This is a genomic window from Mycetocola sp. JXN-3 (assembly GCF_014522285.1).
GTDB lineage: Bacteria > Actinomycetota > Actinomycetes > Actinomycetales > Microbacteriaceae > Mycetocola > Mycetocola saprophilus.
In genome coordinates, this window is the sequence record NZ_CP041635.1 from 1,910,083 (window position 1) to 1,928,439 (window position 18,357).

16 protein-coding genes and 2 tRNA genes are annotated in these 18,357 nt (G+C 67.3%); 12 read left to right on the forward strand and 6 right to left on the reverse strand.

All coding sequences use genetic code 11. The annotated features are described in order from the left end of the window. The first annotated feature begins 2 nt into the window (after positions 1 to 2). The 3 genes from C7C57_RS08760 to C7C57_RS08770 all read left to right on the forward strand — a co-directional run bounded on the left by C7C57_RS08760 (position 3) and on the right by C7C57_RS08770 (position 898). Positions 3 to 87 (forward strand) — tRNA-Leu (locus C7C57_RS08760). A gap of 503 nt (positions 88 to 590) precedes the next feature. Further along, positions 591 to 675, forward strand: a tRNA-Leu gene (locus C7C57_RS08765). A 106-nt stretch (positions 676 to 781) separates the two neighbouring features. Then, positions 782 to 898, forward strand: a complete 117-nt coding sequence (locus C7C57_RS08770; protein ID WP_187978332.1) for a ribbon-helix-helix protein, CopG family — start codon at positions 782 to 784, stop codon at positions 896 to 898. A gap of 66 nt (positions 899 to 964) precedes the next feature. Here the strand turns inward: C7C57_RS08770 and C7C57_RS08775 are convergent, their stop codons facing one another. Beyond that, positions 965 to 1,312 (reverse strand): helix-turn-helix transcriptional regulator, encoded by a 348-nt coding sequence (locus C7C57_RS08775; protein WP_223144731.1) that lies wholly within the window; start codon positions 1,310 to 1,312, stop codon positions 965 to 967. A gap of 99 nt (positions 1,313 to 1,411) precedes the next feature. On the opposite strand from C7C57_RS08775, the gene C7C57_RS08780 reads away from it, so the two are divergent. Continuing rightward, positions 1,412 to 2,659 carry an MFS transporter gene (locus C7C57_RS08780; RefSeq protein WP_187976126.1) on the forward strand — a complete coding sequence of 416 codons (1,248 nt, stop codon included), beginning with the start codon at positions 1,412 to 1,414 and terminating at the stop codon, positions 2,657 to 2,659. 58 nt (positions 2,660 to 2,717) lie between these two features. On the opposite strand, the gene aceB is transcribed toward C7C57_RS08780, so the two are convergent. Further along, positions 2,718 to 4,352, reverse strand: coding sequence for a malate synthase A (gene aceB / locus C7C57_RS08785; protein ID WP_187976127.1), 1,635 nt, complete (start codon positions 4,350 to 4,352; stop codon positions 2,718 to 2,720). An 8-nt stretch (positions 4,353 to 4,360) separates the two neighbouring features. Next, positions 4,361 to 5,647, reverse strand: coding sequence for an isocitrate lyase (gene aceA, locus C7C57_RS08790; RefSeq protein WP_187976128.1), 1,287 nt, complete (start codon positions 5,645 to 5,647; stop codon positions 4,361 to 4,363). Positions 5,648 to 5,817: 170 nt separating this feature from the next. Here aceA and C7C57_RS08795 point away from each other — a divergent pair, with 170 nt between their 5' ends. After that, the gene (locus C7C57_RS08795; RefSeq protein ID WP_187976129.1) at positions 5,818 to 7,260 is read left to right on the forward strand and encodes a helix-turn-helix transcriptional regulator; all 1,443 of its coding nucleotides are present in this window, start codon (positions 5,818 to 5,820) and stop codon (positions 7,258 to 7,260) included. On the opposite strand, the gene C7C57_RS08800 is transcribed toward C7C57_RS08795, so the two are convergent. Further along, entirely contained in the window at positions 7,247 to 8,281 is a 1,035-nt protein-coding gene (locus C7C57_RS08800) for a hypothetical protein (RefSeq protein WP_187976130.1), read from the reverse strand. The two genes, C7C57_RS08795 and C7C57_RS08800, sit on opposite strands and share 14 nt — an antisense overlap. 222 nt (positions 8,282 to 8,503) lie before the next feature. On the opposite strand from C7C57_RS08800, the gene C7C57_RS08805 reads away from it, so the two are divergent. From C7C57_RS08805 to C7C57_RS08830, 6 genes are all read left to right on the forward strand, one after another. Beyond that, positions 8,504 to 9,277 carry an AraC family transcriptional regulator gene (locus C7C57_RS08805; protein WP_187976131.1) on the forward strand — a complete coding sequence of 258 codons (774 nt, stop codon included), beginning with the start codon at positions 8,504 to 8,506 and terminating at the stop codon, positions 9,275 to 9,277. A 133-nt stretch (positions 9,278 to 9,410) separates the two neighbouring features. Next, positions 9,411 to 10,373 carry an ABC transporter substrate-binding protein gene (locus C7C57_RS08810; protein ID WP_187976132.1) on the forward strand — a complete coding sequence of 321 codons (963 nt, stop codon included), beginning with the start codon at positions 9,411 to 9,413 and terminating at the stop codon, positions 10,371 to 10,373. Next, positions 10,370 to 11,296 carry a siderophore-interacting protein gene (locus C7C57_RS08815; protein WP_187976133.1) on the forward strand — a complete coding sequence of 309 codons (927 nt, stop codon included), beginning with the start codon at positions 10,370 to 10,372 and terminating at the stop codon, positions 11,294 to 11,296. The genes C7C57_RS08810 and C7C57_RS08815 overlap by 4 nt, the downstream gene beginning before the upstream one ends. Before the next feature lie 4 nt (positions 11,297 to 11,300). Then, complete coding sequence (locus C7C57_RS08820) at positions 11,301 to 12,329, forward strand: iron chelate uptake ABC transporter family permease subunit (protein WP_187976134.1); 1,029 nt, start codon at positions 11,301 to 11,303, stop codon at positions 12,327 to 12,329. Next, entirely contained in the window at positions 12,326 to 13,378 is a 1,053-nt protein-coding gene (locus C7C57_RS08825) for an iron chelate uptake ABC transporter family permease subunit (RefSeq protein WP_223144733.1), read from the forward strand. The genes C7C57_RS08820 and C7C57_RS08825 overlap by 4 nt, the downstream gene beginning before the upstream one ends. Then, positions 13,375 to 14,199 (forward strand): ABC transporter ATP-binding protein, encoded by an 825-nt coding sequence (locus C7C57_RS08830; protein WP_187976135.1) that lies wholly within the window; start codon positions 13,375 to 13,377, stop codon positions 14,197 to 14,199. The genes C7C57_RS08825 and C7C57_RS08830 overlap by 4 nt, the downstream gene beginning before the upstream one ends. Before the next feature lie 17 nt (positions 14,200 to 14,216). Here C7C57_RS08830 and C7C57_RS08835 read toward each other — a convergent pair whose 3' ends face one another. Further along, positions 14,217 to 16,025, reverse strand: a complete 1,809-nt coding sequence (locus C7C57_RS08835) for a DEAD/DEAH box helicase (protein WP_187976136.1) — start codon at positions 16,023 to 16,025, stop codon at positions 14,217 to 14,219. Between the two features lie 194 nt (positions 16,026 to 16,219). Here C7C57_RS08835 and C7C57_RS08840 point away from each other — a divergent pair, with 194 nt between their 5' ends. After that, positions 16,220 to 16,978 (forward strand): SGNH/GDSL hydrolase family protein, encoded by a 759-nt coding sequence (locus C7C57_RS08840; protein WP_187978335.1) that lies wholly within the window; start codon positions 16,220 to 16,222, stop codon positions 16,976 to 16,978. Positions 16,979 to 17,057: 79 nt separating this feature from the next. Here C7C57_RS08840 and C7C57_RS08845 read toward each other — a convergent pair whose 3' ends face one another. Next, positions 17,058 to 18,311 carry a D-alanyl-D-alanine carboxypeptidase family protein gene (locus tag C7C57_RS08845; protein ID WP_187976137.1) on the reverse strand — a complete coding sequence of 418 codons (1,254 nt, stop codon included), beginning with the start codon at positions 18,309 to 18,311 and terminating at the stop codon, positions 17,058 to 17,060. Positions 18,312 to 18,357: the final 46 nt, after the last annotated feature.

Genomic DNA, 18,357 nt, shown 5'->3' on the forward strand with positions numbered 1-18,357 from the left:
CCGCGCGGGTGGCGGAATGGCAGACGCGCTAGCTTGAGGTGCTAGTGCCCGTATTAGGGCGTAGGGGTTCAAGTCCCCTTCCGCGCACACTGTGTTGAGACAGTACTGAAAGGCTCAGATCCCCGGATCTGGGCCTTTCCTCGTCTCCGGGGTTCAACTCCCGCAGCACCCATTGCAGCGGCACACTGTGTTGAGACAGTACTGAAAGGCTCGAACCGCAAGGTTCGGGCCTTTCCTCGTTTTGGGGAACGAGACAGGACGCTCGATTTTGAATACATGCTCAATCGGCGGGCGCACCGAGAGCACCTCCACTGGTTCGGGTAAAGCGACCGCGACACTCGCGGCGTACAGCAAAAACGTCAACAAAAAGCGAACCAGATCGCTCCGGACCACCATCGCGCAACCCCGGAAAACACCGGTAATTTCGCGGAAGTTCACCCCCGGGCACACCCACGGTTGCGATGGGACGGTCGCAACCCGCGAAAACGACAGTTTGGTCTCTGGTAGTGTTCTATCTGTTGGAACGGCCACGGCCCAGACAACAAACGCCGGTCACGAAAGTGATCAAGCCGAGAAATCGGAAGTTACCCGCGCGGGTGGCGGAATGGCAGACGCGCTAGCTTGAGGTGCTAGTGCCCGTATTAGGGCGTAGGGGTTCAAGTCCCCTTCCGCGCACACTGTGTTGAGACAGTACTGAAAGGCTCGAACCGCAAGGTTCGGGCCTTTCCTCGTTTTAGGGGTTTACCTCCCGCAGCACCAGCCACGGCAGCACACAGTCACGATCAGGCTCAGCGAGAGCGAACTGGCGGCGCTAATGAGCCGCGCGGAACGAGAGAATCGCACCCGATCGGATGCGATTCGCGTGGCACTGGCCGAATGGGCACACCCCGCCCTCTAGGAACCCCGCACGCAACAGGCCGACCCGATGTACTCGGGTCGGCCTGTTGCGTGCAAGGCGGGTGGGCTATCCCAGGGGTGCGGCGAGCACCATCTCCAGGAGCCCCGGGAAGCGGACTGCCAGGTCGTCCGTGCGGACGCGGCTGCGACGCTCGGTCCCGTAGCGGCGCTGCTCGATAATACCGGCCTCGCGCAGCACCCGGAAGTGATGGGTCAGGGTGGATTTGGGGCGGTCGATTCCGACCCACGTGCAGGAGCGGAAGGCGTCATCACCCTCGCTCATCAGCCGCTGGACAATCGTGATGCGCAGCGGATCCGACAGCGCCGCAAACACCACGTCGGCCCTCATATCGCGCGGCTCGGGCTGCTCTAGACGCTCCTCCAGGCTCGGCGCCTGGTCAATCTGCGTAGTCATGGCGACCAGCATACTCCGTTTGCCCATTAGTACGAGTTTGGTAGTACTCTTTTCGAGTACGAGAATTCTCGTACTTATTTCCCCAGGAAGGCAAACTCGATGAATTCCTCGGTTTCTTCGCGGCGAGGCGGGATCTGGATCCTCGCCGGGATCCTCCTCACCGCCATCGCCACCGGCTCCGCGCCATCCCCCCTCTACCCGATCTACAGCGCCGAATGGCACCTCACCTCACTGCAGACCACCGCGGTCTTTGCTGTGTACGTGGGCGGGCTCCTGATCACGCTGCTGACAGCCGGAGCGCTCTCGGACTACATCGGCCGCAAGCCGCTGATCGCGATCGGCTTGGCCGGTCTGCTGATCGCGATGGGGTTCTTCATCTTTGCCAGCGGGTTCGAGACCCTCATCCTGGCGCGCGTGGTGCAGGGTGCCTCGGTGGGCCTGATGATGGGCACCCTCGGCGCGGCCATGCTGGATAATGCACCCCGGGGAAACACCGCCCTCGCCGCGACCCTCAACGGCGCGGTTCCCGGCATCGGGCTGGCTTTCGGCGCGGTGGCATCGGGTATGTTGGCACGCTGGGCGCCCAATCCCGAGGTGACCGTCTACGCATCCTTCGCAACCCTGCTGGTCCTGCTCGCGATCGCCCTGCTGTGGGTTCCGGAGACCGTCACCCGACGCCCCGGCGGACTCGCATCACTGCGTCCCGCCCTGGCGATCCCGCGCGACTCGCGCCCGCTCTTCGGGGCACTCGCCGGTGCCTTCGCCGCCAGCTGGGGACTGGGCGGACTCTTCCTGGCCCTGCTTCCTTCGATTCTGGTTGTTCGATTCGGTCTCACCGACCACCTCCTCTCGGGCCTGCTGATCGGCCTCTTCACCCTGATCGGTGCGCTCACCGGGATTCTGACCCGCAACGTTGCCCCGCGACGCGCGCTGCTGGCCGGGCTGGTGGCGCTCATCGCCGGGTCGGCGCTGATCATCGTCGCCGTGGACACCGAGATTTTTGCCCTGGTGCTGGTCGCCAGCGTGGTGGGCGGAATCGGCTTCGGCGCGGGCTTCCAGGCGCCGCTTCGCATGCTCACCACCACGGTGGAACCGCACCACCGTGCGGGTCTACTCTCGGCGATCTACACGATCAGCTACCTCTCCTTCGGCGTGCCGGTCCTGGTGGGTGGGGCGCTGGAACCCCTGCTCGGGCTGGCCACCGTCGCGACCCTGTACGGCATCCTGATGGCGGCGAGCGCGCTCATCGCCCTACTCGCCCAGCTATTCTCCCGTCGCGACCGCCGACTTGAGATGGCGGCAACCGAGCAGAACGCGCATCCAGAAACCGAACCGATCGCACTCTAACTCCACGTACATCAGACAACGGCCACACCGGGAACCCGGTGTGGCCGTTGCCAATTGTTCATGCCTCGATGGCCGCCAGCGGAACCTCCTCCACCAGATACTGACGATAGGCGGAGAGGGTGATAAAGGTCGGAAACTCCTCCCCCAGCACGCTCTCCTCGATCAGCGCGGCCGCCTCGGCGAATCGGTTTCCCGGAAGCGCCGACCCTGCGCCAACCTCCGCCGCGATCCCCGCACGAATCAGCGCGGGACTGATGGTCTCCCCCGAACTCGTGCGAACCCGATAGCGCACCCACTGCCACAGCTGCGCCCGGGCAATCTCGGCGGTCGCCGCATCCTCCATCAGGTTGTCGATCGCCACCGCACCGCGTCCACGAAGCCAGGATTCCAGGTAGTGCACGGCCGCCCGAATGTTGCCACGCACCCCGGCCTCGGTGACCTCGCCGGTGAGCCCATCCAGGTTCAGCAGGTCGCTCGCGCTCACGCTCACATCGGGGCGTAGTCGGGAGCGCTGATCCGGCCTGGATCCCAGCACCGCGTCGAACTCGGCCCGGGCGATCGAGACCAGGCCCGGATGCGCGACCCAGGTCCCGTCAAACCCGGCCGCCGCCTCGCGCGCCTTATCCGCCCGCACCGCGGCGAATGCTCGTTCGTTTGCCACCGGGTCGTGACGGCTGGGGATAAACGCGCTCATCCCGCCGATGGCCGAGGCACCCCGGCGGTGGCAGGTCGCCACCAACAGGTTGGAGTAGTCGCGCAGGAAGGGGACATCCATCGTGACCAGGGCACGATCCGGCAGGACAAAGCGGACCCCGCGTTCCCGGTGCGTCTTGATGAGACTGAAAATATAGTCCCAGCGGCCGGCGTTGAGCCCCGCGCAGTGCTCGCGCAGCTCATAGAGGATCTCCTCCATCTCGAAGGCCGCACCGATCGTCTCGATCAGGACCGTGGCGCGGATCCTGCCGGCCTCGAGTCCCAGCGCCTCCTCGGTATACTCAAACACCTCATTCCAAAGCCGCGCCTCCAGGTGATTCTCGACCTTCGGCAGATACAGGTAGGGGCCCCGGCCCGCGGCAATCAGCGCGTGGGCGTTGTGGAAGAGATACAGGCCCGCATCCACTAGGGCACCGACGGCGGGAACGCGCATGCCCGCCGGATCCGTCAGGGACAGGTGGCGCTCCACCAGGTGCCATCCCCGCGGGCGGAGCACGATGGTGGGAGTGCTGTCCCCCACCGTGTAGCGCCGACCGGTTGCCGGGTCCACGTGGTCGAGGGTGCCACGGATCGCCCGGTACAGGGTCGCCTGCCCGCCGATGATATTGGCCCAGGTGGGACTCGTGGCGTCCTCCAGATCGGCAAGCCACACCCGTGCGCCGGAGTTCAATGCGTTGATCGCGAGTTTGGGATCGATCGGTCCGGTGATCTCCACCCGACGGTCCTCGAGCCCCGGCCCCGGCCCGGCCACCCGCCAGGTGGGATCCGCCCGAATGGCCGCGGTCTCGGGCAGGAAGTTGAGGTTGCGGCCGTTATCGATTGTCGCCCGAGACTCCTGCCGGGCCCACAGCCGGGCATGCCGGGGTCCCGCAAAACGATCGTGGAGGTCGGCGAGGAAGTTCAGCGCTTCGGGCGTGAGGATCAGATCGGTGTCGGCCGAGCGCGCCCCGCGCAGCAGAATACGGTTGGATGTGGACATGACTCCCCCTAGTGGAACTGTTCGGACTCGGTGGATCCGGCGAGCGCCAGCGTCTGGCTCTCCGGATTGAGGGTGGTGCTAATCAGGTCGAAGTAACCGGTGCCCACCTCACGCTGATGCCGCGTCGCGCTGTATCCGTGGGCCTCGGAGGCAAACTCGGCCTCCTGAAGGTCCACATAGGCGCTCATCTGGCGGTCCCGATACCCGCGGGCCAGATCAAACATCGAGTGGTTGAGCGCGTGGAACCCGGCGAGGGTGATGAACTGGAACGCGTAGCCCAGATCGGCCAGGTCGTGCTGGAAGGTGGCAATCTGGGCATCACTCAGGTGCCGCTTCCAATTGAAGGACGGCGAGCAGTTATACGCGAGCAGCTTGCCGGGGAATTCCGCGTGGATGCTCTCGGCAAAGCGCCTGGCCAGCTCGATGTCGGGCTCGGCGGATTCCACCCACAGCAGATCGGCGTAGGGCGCGTAGGCGTGTCCGCGGGCGAGAACTGCATCGATCCCCGGCGTGGTGGGCGAGAACCCCTCGGGGGTGCGCTCACCGGACACAAAGGGGCGATCGCGCGGATCCACATCGCTGGTGATCAGGTTGGCGGCCAGGGCGTCGGTCCGGGCGATGATGATCGAGGGAACCCCGGCCACATCCGCCGCGAGCCGTGCCGCGTTGAGCGTGCGAATATGCTGCCCGGTGGGAATCAGCACCTTCCCACCCATGTGCCCACACTTCTTCTCACTCGCCAGCTGATCCTCCCAGTGCACCCCGGCCGCCCCCGCACCGATCATCGCGCTCATCAGCTCGTAGGCGTTGAGGACGCCCCCGAACCCCGCTTCGGCGTCGGCCACGATGGGGGCAAACCAGTCGCTCACCCCGTCGGTGGTGCCCGACACCTGGTCGGCCCGAGCCAGGGCATTGTTAATGCGCCGGACGACCTTGGGCACCGAGTCGGCCGGATACAGGCTCTGGTCCGGGTAGGTCTGCCCGGCGGAGTTGGCATCGGCGGCCACCTGCCAGCCCGACAGGTAGATCGCGTTGAGTCCGCCGCGCACCTGCTGCACCGCCTGGTTTCCGGTGAGCGCCCCCAGCGCGGGCACGTAGCGTTCGGAGTGCAGCAGGTCCCACAGGCGGCAGGCACCGCGGGTGGCCAGGGTGTGTTCTTCGAGGACGCTGCCACGCAGGGCGAGCACGTCCTCGGCGGTGTAGTCGCGGCGGATACCCGCCCAGCGCGGGTTGGTCTCCCAGTCGGCGGCGAGGTCGGCGGCACTCTGATGCTGATCGCCGGGATAGCTGGTCATGAGGTTCTCCTGTTCTGCGAACGCGTCGGTGCGTTGCGCTGGATCTCTCTTCAGCCTGGGCCCGTCCGGCGTCTGGGATTCCCGGATACTCAGCAGAAATACGGCCAAATTTCTGCGAAACAGCAGGATGGGGGTGTGGACTCGGCCCAACTAGGGTTCGGGGGAACACCGTGTACGACGCACTCACCGTAGGACAGCGCATCCGCGAACGCCGACGCGCCCTCGGGCTCACCGTCGGTGAGCTCGGCCAAAGAATCGACCGGGCCGCCTCCCAGATCAGCGTGATCGAACACGGACGCCGGGATTTGCGTCTGGCCGAGATCGATCGCATCGCACGGGCGCTCGACACCACCTCGGAGGACCTGCTGCGTGAGGACTCCCCGTCCCCGCGGGCCGAACGAGAAATCCGGCTGGAACGGGCACAGCGCTCGCCGCTGTATACGAGCCTCGGCCTGCCGGCTGTACCCGTGCGGGCATCGCTGAGCAATGCCGCCATCGACGCGATTCTCGGGCTGCACGCCGAGCTTGAACGCCTGCATACCGAGCGTGCGGCCACCCCCGAACAGGCGCGGCGCGCCAATGCCTCCCTGCGCGCGGATATGCGGGCGCGAGGAAACTACTATCCCGAAATCGAGGCGGTAGCCCGAGAGCTCCTATCGGCCCTCGGCCACGATTCGGGGCCGCTCTCCCAGCGCCTCACCGGGGAGCTTGCACGCCACCTGGGTTTCACGCTGCACACCGATGCCGAGATGCCCGCCGGAGCCCTCTCGATCACCGATCTGGAGGGCGGGCGCATCTTTGTCCCGGTCACCCGTTCGGCCGCCACGGACCCGCGCACGCTCATCCTGCAGGCCCTCGCCTCCCGGGCGCTCGGCCATACCCCGCCGCGTGACTACGCCGAATTTCTGCGCCAGAGGGTGGAGGCCAACTACCTCACCGGGGCCCTGCTGATCCCCGAGGCCGATGCCGTCCCGCGCATCCAGGCGGCCAAGGCCGCCCACGAGCTCTCGGTGGAAGACCTGCGCGATGCCTTCGGCGTCGGATACGAAACCGCGGCCCACCGCTTCACCAACCTGATCACCCGGCACACCCAGATCCCCGTGCACTTCCTGCGCACGCATGAATCCGGTGTGCTCGTCAAGGCCTATGAAAACGACGGAGCCGTCCTTCCCCGGGATGTCCTCGGGGCGGTTGAGGGACAGAGCGTGTGCCGCTGGTGGAGCGCCCGACGGGTATTCCTCTCGGATGATCAGATCAGCCCCTACGCGCAGTACACCGATAAGCCCTCGGGCACCTTTTGGTGCACGTCACACATTCGGGTGAGTGAGCGAGGAAGGTTCTCGCTGAGCCTCGGCACGCGATTCGAATTTGCCAAGTGGTTCCGCGGCCGCGACACCACACGGCGCTACACCTCGCGATGCCCGGATCCCGCCTGCTGCAAGACTCCCCCCGAGTCCCTGCGCACACGCTGGGAAAACCGCACGTTTCCGGCCGCCCGCGTCCCCGACACGCTGCTGCACGCGCTGCCCACGGGGGTGTTTCCCGGGGTGGATGAAACCGATGTCTATGCATTCCTCGAGGCGCGCACCAATACGCCCCTCACTCCCGAGTAGACCCGGCTTCAATCTGTTCGAACACACGTTCGAATACCCGGGTGGGGCGCTTTTTCGCGCGAGACTTCGGCGCAATCACCCGGGGCAATCCCGCCTCGGCGAGCGCCGCCTCGGTGCGCCGCTGCAGCGGGGGAAGCTGCGCCAGCCGGCCGCGAGCTGGGCGAGCCACGCTCACCAGGAGGCTGAGGTGTATCCCCGGGGCGCTCACCTCAAGGCGCGCGGATTCACCCGTGGGGCACCACACCAGGCGGCTGATACGGTTCAGCGGCAGTGTCAGATCGTTTCCGGCCCAGCGGATTCGCAGCGCACCCCGGGTGAACCTGGCCGAGACGGGGATCGTTCGCGCCGCGCACACGCCCCGGAAAATCAGAAAGGGTGGCAGCGCGATCAGCGCGCCGAGTGCCAAAAACACCATGGGCGAGGTGGAGACCCAGGTGGGCAACGAGTCGGTCACCAGCAGAACCGCCAGGCCGGTCGACACCAGCACAAACAGCGCCATACCCCACCAGACCAGGGCCACCACCGGCATTCTCACCGCGCGAAACTCCACGGTGCTGCCGGTTTTGTCCTGATCCCACTCGGGTGCCGTACGCGGGTTTTTGGCGGGGCGACGTGCGAGCGTGGTGATTCGCCCGAGCAGGCCCAGCAGCATCCAGCCGGTGGCCGGAATCAGCGCAAACTGCACCATGATCACCGGGGCACGCAGTCCGTCGGGAAGTAGGCGAAGACCGGGGGTGCCGGCTTGCACCATCATGATCATCAACGCCGCACAGGCGAGCGCGACCACGGCGTGCAGCACCACCCCCAGCCGGGGCGAGGCCGTGCGGAACGTCCAATTCACAAACCCGATGCCGGCCAACCAGCCGGCCAGCAGCGAGAAGATCACCGGGGGAAGATCCATCCCCCGCTCGTACAGCACCCAGGGCAGCGCGGCCGCGGCGCTCAGTACCGCCCAGAACGCGGGCGCGGTGAGCAGACGACGCCACAGGGGGCGAGGCGAAGCGGCTGCTGCGGGGATCACAGACCCGAGCATAGCGCTCAACGCTCTCCCCGACTGATTTTGCCGGCGCGCTACCGTCCAGCATCGCCGAGATTCGGTTCACCAGTGCGCCACGAAGCGCCTCGGGAATTACGACCAAATGGGCCAGCCGATTTCCATGCGCCCGGCGCCCGAATTGCACGCCCCGCATGCACCGCCTAGACTCGCGTTCACGATGACCACCGCACCACACCCACCCCTCTCATGTCGCTGAACGGCCAGATCGACGCCGACCCCGTGTGGGCGATCGACACGGATGACTTCACGGTCGCCGAGGGGATCGAGTGGGGCGCGCACCGTCATGACAACCTCAACGAGCTGCTGTGGGCGACGCGCGGAACGCTGACCGTGGAGACCGAGCGCGGCTGGTTCGCCGTTCCCAACGCCGTCGGGCTCTGGATCCCCCGCGGCGTGGAACACCGCGTGGTCGCGGCGGCACACACGTCGTTCCGGTGCACGCACCTGGAACCGCACATCGGCTCCCCCGCCGACGATGTCACCGCCGTCGCGATCCCCGAGACCGTTTCGACCCTGCTCTCTCGCCTCCAGGTGCCGCCGTATCTGTCGCAGGAGGTGCGCACACACGCGGAGCTACTGGTGCCGATGCTGCTGGAGCCCGTGCAGGTGTCCACCGTGGATCTCCCGCTGCCGGTCGATGACCGCACGCTCCGGATCGCGCAGGCCATCCTGGCAGACCCGGCGGATGATCGGGAGCTCGTGGACTGGGGTTTCGCCGTCGGCGCCAGCGCACGAAACCTGTCGCGCCTGTTTGTGGCCGAGACGGGGCTGACCTTCACGACCTGGCGCACGCGCGCCCGGATGCGGCGCGCGATCGAGCTTTTGGCGGCAGATCACTCCGTCTCGGCCGCCGCGGCCAAGGTCGGCTACGCCACCGCGAGCGCGTTCGTGCAGGCATTCCGCCGCGAGATCGGTCATACGCCCGGAGCCTTTGCGAGCGCGCGGGCACGCACAACCTGAGCCGCCACCCCCGCGGAGTTCGGCACCTGCGCGATAGCATGTGGCAGTCAGCCGATATGATGGCGAGTAATACTGGGTTAGTTAGGCAAGCCTTGCCTGAAAATCCCCCGCATCTTATTCGAAGGACTCCGCCATGCGCTCCCGTGCCCTCGCCCTCCTCGCCGCTTCCGCCGTCGCCGCCCTCGCGCTCACCTCCTGCGCATCGCAGGCCTCGGGCGGTGCGGCTTCCGCCGAGACCGTCTCGCTGAAGACGCCCACCGGTGTCACGATCGAGATGCCGAAGGAACCGAAGGCCGCGCTCGGGTTTTACACAACCGACCTCGACATCCTCATGACGCTGGGCTTCCACCTCGCGGACACCCAGCCGGTGCGCGAGGACTTCAAGACCTTCCCCGCGTATTTCCCGCAGGAACCGCTGAAGGGCCTGAAGACCTTCGTCAACTTCCCGGAATACAACTTCGAAGGTGTGCTCGCGGTCAACCCCGATTTCATCCTCAACGGCATCGGCAGTAACACCGACCTCGATCCGAAGCTGCAGAAGATCGCCCCGACGTACACGTACAACGCGTTCGCCGGCAATGACTGGCGCGACCCCTTCAAGCAGCTCGCCACCGACCTCGGCCGCACCGACGAGTACAACAAGTGGACCGCCGACTACCAGGCGAAGGTCGCCGACGTCCGCAAGCGTCTGGACGAGCGCGGAATCCATCCGGTCGTCGCCGACATGGCCTTCCGCGACGGACAGGTGAGCGTCGGCTGCTACGGCGTGCCCTGCCTCGTGTTCGGCGACCTCCGCCTGACCATCACCCCACTCGCCAACGCCGACGCGAAGGGCCTGCCCGTGGGCGACTCGACCGCGTTCAGCCTCGAGCAGCTCGGTGGCCTCGAGGGCATCGACGCCGTCTTCGCCGGGACGAACGAGGACGGCTCCGGCCTGCTCACCACCGACGAGGCGCTCAAGAGCAACGCGATCTGGAACCGCCTGCCCTTTGTGACCAACAACACCGTGTACGGCTACAACTACGAGATGGCCTACGGCTCGCCCAGCGGCCAGACCGCGTTCCTCGAGGTCGTCGAGAAGGCACTCCTCGGATGAGTGCCGCAGCTGAGACCACAGCACCCGAAAAAACTGTGCACCTGATTCACCGCATCGTGGTGCAGCGCGTACAGCGCCTGACCGCCGGCATGGTCCGCGTCGTGTTTGGCGGCGAGGGACTGGACGGGTTCGTGTCCTCCGGCATCGGCGACGAATACCTGCGTGTGTTCTTCCCCGCCGCGCAGCGCGACGAGCCGGTCCTCCCCTTCCCCACCGATGACGGCTACTGGGACTATCCCGAGGGCGTGACCCCCGCCGAGATGCGCACCTACACGGTGCGCGGCTGGGACGAGGCCGCGCGCGAGCTGACGATCGACTTCGTTGTTCACGACGGAGGCATCGCCGCGGCATGGGCGCTGGATGCTCGGCCAGGCGACGTGGTCGGCGTCAACACCCCGCGCGGGTTGTATGCCCCGCCCACCGACATCCGATGGCAGCTTCTCGTGGCCGATGCGACCGGTCTTCCCGCCGCGGCGCGCCTCGCCGAGACCGCTCCGGCGGGCGTGCGCACGCGCATCGTCCTCGAGGTCGCCTCGGCGGAGGATGAGCAGCACCTCACCCTGCCCGCCGGCGTCGAACTGCACTGGGTGTACGGCGGCAACGGGCACGGACCGACCCGTCTCGCCGAGATCGTGGCGTCCGCCGAGCTTCCGGATGGCCCCGGATACGTCTGGGTTGCCGGCGAGACGCGCGCGACCCGCGGGGTGCGCAAGCACCTGCGCCACACGCTCGGCCTGCCCGCCTCGGCCTATAAGGTGATCGGCTACTGGACCGAGGGTGCCGAGGAGTGGCGCGACCGCTTCGACGCGCTGTCGGATGAGGATCGCGCGCGCCTGTCCGCGCTCTGGGACGTCGAGGAGGGTAGCGATGCGGAGAGCATCACCGACGCCTACGAGGCGGAGCTCGAGAAGCTCGGCCTGTGACCCGATGAGCACCACCCCTGCACCACGCGTCGCCGAATCCGCGTCGCCCGTGCGGCGCGTCGTCGCGCTCGCGCTGCTCGCGGGCGGCCTCGTCGCCGCCATCATCGCGAGCATCATGTTTGGATCCCAGTCGCTCCCGCTCACCGACGTGTGGCACGGGCTGCTCGGTGCCGACACCGAGGCCGGCGTGATCGTGCGCGAGATGCGGATTCCGCGCACCGTGATCGCCCTCGCCGTCGGCGCGGCCCTCGGCGTGGCGGGCGCGCTGATCCAGGCGTTCAGCCGCAACCCGCTGGCGGACCCCGGCATTCTCGGCGTCAACGCCGGCGCATCGGCCGGCGTCGTCTTCGCGGTCGCGTTCCTCGGTGCCAGCGGCGTGTTCCAGTACATCTGGTTCGCGTTCGCCGGCGCGATCGCGGCGACGCTGCTCGTTTTCCTCATCGGTGCCGCCGGACGCGGAGACGCGGACCCGCTTCGCATGACCCTCGCCGGCGTCGCGCTCGGCGCGGTGCTGTCGGGGATCACCGGCGGCATCGCGCTGCTGCGCTCGGACGTATTCGACACGATCCGCACCTGGACCGTCGGATCCCTCCAATCCCTCACCAGCGACGTCTTCGGCGTGCTACCCTTCCTCGTCATCGGCCTGATCATCGCCTTCTGGCTCGCACCGTCGATGAACGCCCTCGCGCTGGGCGATGACCTTGCCACGGCCCTCGGCACCCGGGTGGGACTCACGCGCGTGCTGTCGATCGTCGCCGTCGCACTGCTGTGCGGTGCCGCAACGGCCGCCGCGGGCCCGATCGGTTTCATCGGCCTCATGGTGCCGCACGCCGTGCGCTGGCTCGTCGGCCCACACCAGGTGTGGATCATGGCCGGCACCGTGCTCGCCGCACCCCTGCTCCTGCTGGTGTCGGACGTTGTGGGACGCTTGGTCCTGCCGTCGGGCGAGCTGCCGGTCGCGCTGGTCACGGCGTTCATCGGAGCACCCGTGCTCATCGTGCTGGTGCGCGCGCGGAAGGCGAGTAGCCTGTGAGCGCCCTCGATACCCGCCCGCCGCGGATGCTCGAGATCGAGCGCGGCCCCTTCACGCGGCGCATCAGCCTGCGCGGCGCCCTCGCCGTGATTCTCGCGCTCACCGCGGCGCTGCTCGTTTCGATCCTCGCGCTCAGCCTCGGAGACTTTGTCATCGCACCCAGAGACGTCATCGCGACACTGTTCGGCATGGGGACGCCGAAGCAGACGCTGGTCGTGGTCGAGTGGCGTCTCCCACGAGCGCTGCTCGCCCTCATGCTCGGGGCGGCGCTCGGTGCCGCCGGTGCGATCTTCCAGTCGATGACCCGCAACCCGCTCGGTAGCCCCGACATCATCGGCTTTGACGCCGGTGCCTACACCGGCGCGCTGATCGTCATCACGTCGGGATCGTTTGGCTACCTCACCATCGCGCTCGGCGCGTTCGGCGGTGGCCTGGTCGCGGCGCTCGCCGTCTACCTGCTCGCCTTCCGTCGCGGTTTCCAGGGGTTCCGCCTGATCATCGTTGGCATCGCGGTGGGCTCGATGCTCGCCTCGGTGACGTCGTGGTTGATCCTGAACTCCGACCTACGGGTGTCGATGATGGCGGCGTCCTGGGGCATGGGAACGCTGAACGGTGCCGGCTGGGACCGGATCGTCCCCGCCGTCGCGTGCCTTGTCCCGCTCGGCATCCTGTGCGCGGTGATGGCGGATCGCATGCACCTACTCGAGATGGGTGATGACACCGCCGCCGCCCTCGGCGTCCGCACCGGACGCGTGCGGGCACTGCTGCTGGTGGCCGGCGTCGGATTCAGCGCCGTCGTGATCACCCTGGCGGGCCCAATCGCGTTCATCGCACTCGCCGCCCCTCAGATCGCCCGGCGCGTGGCCCGCAGCGCCGGTGTGACGCTGTCCGGTGCCGCCGCGTTTGGCGCGCTGCTACTCGCAACCAGTGACCTCATCGCACAGCGCCTATTCGCCCCCACACAGCTCCCCGTCGGCCTGGTCACCGTCGTGCTCGGCGGCGGATACCTGGTGTGGTTGCTGATCCACGAAGCAAGGAGACGACGATGACCGCACAGATTTCCCCGACCACCCGGGATTCCGGGGCAGAGGGGCGAGTGCCCGCCCGCCTCGCCGCACACGGCGTGCGCCTCGCGTATGACCAGCGGGTGATCGCCGAACGCCTGGACGTGGAGATCACCCCCGGATCGTTCACCGTGATCGTTGGCCCCAACGCCTGCGGCAAGTCGACGCTACTGCGTGCGATGGCGCGCCTGCTGAAGCCGACGGCCGGGCAGATCCTGCTCGACGGCAAGGCGATCGCCCAGCGGTCGCCGAAGGAGGTCGCCCGTCAACTCGGGCTGCTGCCGCAGACGTCAATCGCCCCCGACGGCATCCGCGTGATCGATCTGGTCGCGCGCGGTCGGCATCCGCACCAGAGCATGCTGCGCCAGTGGTCACGCGAGGATCGAGCCGCGGTGGACAGCGCCCTGGAGCTCACCGGCACCGACGCGCTGCGCAACCGCTTCGTCGACGAGCTCTCCGGTGGTCAGCGCCAGCGTGTGTGGGTCGCGATGCTGCTCGCGCAGGAGAGCCCGACCATGCTGCTCGATGAACCAACCACGTTCCTGGACATCGCGCACCAGTACGACCTGCTCAAGCTGTTTGCGCGCCTGAATGCCGAGGGACGCACGATCGTCGCCGTCCTGCACGACCTCAACCAGGCGGCGCGCTTCGCCGACACCATCGTGATGATGCGCGACGGCGAGGTCGTCGCCACCGGTGCCCCCGCCGATGTCGTCACCGCGGACAACGTGGAACGCGTCTTCGGCCTGCCCTGCACGGTCATCACCGACCCGCATTCCGGCACCCCGATGATCGTCGCGCGCTGACGACGCGGCTTGAGGACTTAGCGCTGGCTCCCCAGCTGACGCCGCAGATACTGGATCCGCGACTGCAGCTGGGTCACACTGGCCTGCGGCACCGCCGGGCCGCCACACACGCGGCGCAGCTCGGCGTGGACCAGTCCGTGCGGCTGGCCGCTCTGCTTGGCGTAGAGGCCCACCAACGAGTTCAGCAGCGAGCGCTGCTCCTTGAGGGTGCGATACAGCGGCTCGGGGGTGGTCTCCGGCGGCGCGATTCCGGCGGCCTCGCGATCATCCTGACGGCGCTGCTGACGCTGCTGACGCTGGGTCAGCAGCTCGTGCACCTGCTCGGGTTCGAGGATGCCCGGCAGCCCGATGAAATCGAGCTCCTCATCGGTCCCAGGTTCGGCGTAGCCCCCGAACTCCTGACCGTCAAAGACCACGCGATCAAAGTTGGCCGAGGACCCCATCGCCTCAAACGAGAACAGCTCCTGGCCGAGCTCCTCGGAGGCGCGATCCTCCTTATTGGCGGCGGCCACCATCGCGTCTTCGGGATTGTAGAAGTCGCCCTCATCGCTTGAGGGACGATCCAGCGCGTGGTCGCGCTCAAGCTCCAGCGCGGCGGCCAGATTCATCAGCGGCGGCACGTTCGGCAGAAACACCGAGGCGGTCTCGCCTCGACGCCGAGCCCGCACGAAGCGGCCAATCGCCTGCGCAAAAAACAGCGGGGTGGATGAGGAGGTTGCGTATACCCCCACCGCGAGGCGGGGCACGTCCACCCCCTCGGATACCATCCGTACGGCCACCATCCAGCGACTGGTGCCGTGGGAGAACTCATCGATCCGGTCGGAGGCTCCGGCATCATCGGAGAGCACGACGGTAACCGGTTCGCCGGTCAGATCCGCCAGAATCGCCGCATAGGCGCGCGCGGTGTAGTGATCGGTCGCGATCACCAGCCCGCCGGCATCGGGGATCGCGTGCCGAACCTCGGTCAGGCGCTTATTGGCCGAGTCGAGCACCTGCGGCACCCACTCCCCCTTGGGATCCAGCGCGGTGCGCCAGGCCTGGGAGGTGATGTCCTTGGTATTACCCTCGCCCAGGCGCGCTTCCATCTCGTCGCCGGCCTTGGTACGCCAGCGCATGTGTCCAGCATAAACCATAAACATCACCGGACGCACCACGCCGTCCTGGAGCGCGCGGCCATAGCCGTAGTTATAGTCGGTGACCGAGGTGCGGATGCCCTTATTGTCCGGGGCGTAGAGCACAAACGGGATCGGCGCGGTGTCCGAACGGAACGGGGTTCCGGTCAGCGAGAGTCTGCGGGTCGCCGGCTCGAAGGCGTCGCGGATCGCATCGCCCCAGCTGAGCGCGTCGCCGCCGTGATGGACCTCGTCCAGGATCACCAGTGTCTTGCGCGACTCGGTGATCTCGCGGTGCAGGGAGGCCCGTACGGCCACCTGCGCGTAGGTCACCGCGGCCCCGTGATAGTGCGAGGCATAGCGACGCTCGGCATTGGAGAAGTTGGGGTCGAGCCGGATACCTGCGCGCGCGGCCGCATCGGCCCACTGCTTTTTCAGGTGCTCGGTCGGGGCGACCACGGTGACCCGCTCGACCGTGCGCCGCGCCAACAGCTCGGCGGCCAGACGCAGGGCGAAGGTGGTTTTGCCCGCGCCCGGGGTAGCCGCGGCGAGAAAATCGCGCGGCTCGGTTTCAAAATACTTCTCGATCGCCTCGGCCTGCCAGGCCCGCAACTTGCTGACCGTACCCCACGCCGCACGCTCCGGGAAGGAGGGTGACAGGTGTTCGGCGGCGGAGGTTCCGATGCGTGGACCGGAACCAGAATCCGGTGTCATCAACTCTTCGCTCACTGAACTAGACACTACCGGATACCCTCCGACACTGCCGAGCCCGGAGCGAGTTTGCGCCCGCCTCCGGAATTTCCCGGGCGAGCCGGGTACATTAGAGGCGACCCTCGTTAGCGACCGGAAGGAACCCCGTGACCACCCCCGAACCCGCGACCGAATCACAGCTTCACCCGTGGCGGCGAATGGTCTCCATTGGTGACTCCTTCACCGAGGGCATCGGCGATCCCGAGCCCGGAGCCCCAGGTGGCAACCGCGGCTGGGCCGACCGGGTGGCCGAGGTCCTCGCCCGCGACTGTCCGGACTTTGCCTACGCCAACCTGGCCGTGCGTGGAAAGCTGATCGGTCAGATCATCAACGATCAGCTCGAACCCGCCCTCGGCCTGCACCCGGACCTGATCACCCTGTGCGCCGGCGGCAACGACGTCATCCGCCCCGGAACCGATCCCGACGAGATCGCCGAAAAGCTCGACGGTGCCGTGCGCACCCTCTCCCGCGACGGGGCGACGATCGTCCTGTTCACCGGGGTGGACACCGGCTTCTCCCCGGTCATGCGAGCCCTGCGTGGCAAGGTCGCGATCTACAACGAAAACGTGCGTGCAGTCGCCCAGCGTTACGACTGCATCGTCGCCGACCAGTGGGCCCTCTCCGAGATTCAGGATCCCGGCATGTGGGCCCCGGATCGCCTGCATCTCAACCCCCTCGGCCACCACACCGTGGCCCGGATGGTGCTGGACGCGCTGAACGTCCCCAACGATCTCCAGCCGCTGCGCCCCGAGGCGATGCCCGAGTCCTCCTGGCGGCAGGCCCGATCCGAGGACCTGGCCTGGGCGCGCGAGCACCTGGTGCCCTGGGTGATTCGTCGACTGCGCCACCAGAGCTCGGGCGATAACGTGAGCGCCAAGCGCCCCGAAGCCGCCCCGATCATCTTCCCCGAGCCCTAAACTCCGGCCCGACGCGCAACAAAAAACACCCCGGATTCCGCCACTCGATGGCGGAATCCGGGGTGTTGTTTGTACCCGACTACATCGGGTTGGTCAGACGCCACCAGATCGAGGCCCCGTCCAGGTCATCCGCGAGAGCCACCGGAACCTCGGCGGACACGCCGTTTTCGGTCACGGTGATCTTTCCGGCCGGGTCGCCCTGCTTGCCCGAGGCCAGCGGATCGATGCTGGCCTTGCGGGTGATCGGGGAATCGCGCCAGACCACGGCGGTCGCATCCTCGGTGGCCACCACGTTGGCGTGGCTGCCCCAGGGGGTCTGAATGTAGCCCACCGGGTCACCCTTTTTGATCAGGGTGGCCTTGCCGAAGGCCGCATAGGTGCTATCGAGCAGCTTGCTCACCGAGGCGAAGAGTTCCTCATGGGTCGGCGCGCCGATGACCACACCCACCACCGTGATCTTCTTGCCGGCGACCTCGCGCTCGGCCGCAAACATCAGGCAGGCCCCGGCCACGATCGTGGTTCCGGTCTTGATCCCGATCACCCCGCCGGTTCCCAGCAGATCGTTGGTGTTTTTGAGGTTTCCTGCCTCGCCCAGGGCGGGGATCGAGGCGGTCTTCTCGGAGACCACGGTGCTGAGTACGGGGTGTGCCAGCACGAGCTTGGCGATCTCCACCAGGTTCGGCGGGGAGGACTGGCTGGCCGGGTTAATGCCACTGGCATCGGCCAGAACCGTATCGGTCAGGCCGTGCTTATCCAGCCAGGCGCGGGCGGCCGGGAGGAAGTTCTCCATCGAGCCATAGGCCCAGTTCGCCAGGGTGATCGCATAGTTGTTACCGCTGGGAAGCATCAGCCCCTCGAGCAGCTGACGCTCGGTGACCTGGGCACCCACCACAACCGGAGCCCGGGATCCACCCTCGGCCACGGTGTCCTGGTAGATCTTCTGATCGGTTTCGGTAAACGTATAGGTCGGACCCGACTCCCCCTTGGCCAGCGGAAGCTTTTCCAGCACCACCAGGGCGGTGATGGTTTTGGTCATGCTGGCGATCGAGGTGCGCTCCTGCGAGCCGTGGCTGGCCAGGACGCCGTCGTATCCCACCTCGCCGACCGCGGCCACGCCGTTGGCGGGCCAGGCGATGGGCTCCTTCGCACTCGTGGGGGTGGCCAGCGTGGCCGCGGGGGTCGCGGCCGAGGCGGGCAACGGGCGAAGCAGCGCATAGCCGCCGTAGCAGGCGGCCAGCACCGCCACAACGATGGCAATCGCGAGGGGTGCGCGGAGCAGGGCGCGGCTGCGAGCCCGGGATTTTCGGTCTCGGCGGAGGGGGAATTGGGTCACCGAAACAGTTTATGTGGCATCCCCTGAGCGTTTCGTGCGCGCCACA

Bases quoted from the DNA above. Each gene is read 5' to 3' on its own strand.
- C7C57_RS08810 (WP_187976132.1), top strand. From the start codon at position 9,411: ATGCGCTCCCGTGCCCTCGCCCTCCTCGCCGCTTCCGCCGTCGCCGCC.
- aceA (WP_187976128.1), bottom strand. From the start codon at position 5,647: ATGACCAGCTATCCCGGCGATCAGCATCAGAGTGCCGCCGACCTCGCC.
- C7C57_RS08805 (WP_187976131.1), top strand. From the start codon at position 8,504: ATGTCGCTGAACGGCCAGATCGACGCCGACCCCGTGTGGGCGATCGAC.
- C7C57_RS08815 (WP_187976133.1), top strand. From the start codon at position 10,370: ATGAGTGCCGCAGCTGAGACCACAGCACCCGAAAAAACTGTGCACCTG.
- C7C57_RS08780 (WP_187976126.1), top strand. From the start codon at position 1,412: ATGAATTCCTCGGTTTCTTCGCGGCGAGGCGGGATCTGGATCCTCGCC.
- aceB (WP_187976127.1), bottom strand. From the start codon at position 4,352: ATGTCCACATCCAACCGTATTCTGCTGCGCGGGGCGCGCTCGGCCGAC.
- C7C57_RS08775 (WP_223144731.1), bottom strand. From the start codon at position 1,312: ATGACTACGCAGATTGACCAGGCGCCGAGCCTGGAGGAGCGTCTAGAG.
- C7C57_RS08835 (WP_187976136.1), bottom strand. From the start codon at position 16,025: ATGACACCGGATTCTGGTTCCGGTCCACGCATCGGAACCTCCGCCGCC.
- C7C57_RS08830 (WP_187976135.1), top strand. From the start codon at position 13,375: ATGACCGCACAGATTTCCCCGACCACCCGGGATTCCGGGGCAGAGGGG.
- C7C57_RS08840 (WP_187978335.1), top strand. From the start codon at position 16,220: ATGGTCTCCATTGGTGACTCCTTCACCGAGGGCATCGGCGATCCCGAG.
- C7C57_RS08820 (WP_187976134.1), top strand. From the start codon at position 11,301: ATGAGCACCACCCCTGCACCACGCGTCGCCGAATCCGCGTCGCCCGTG.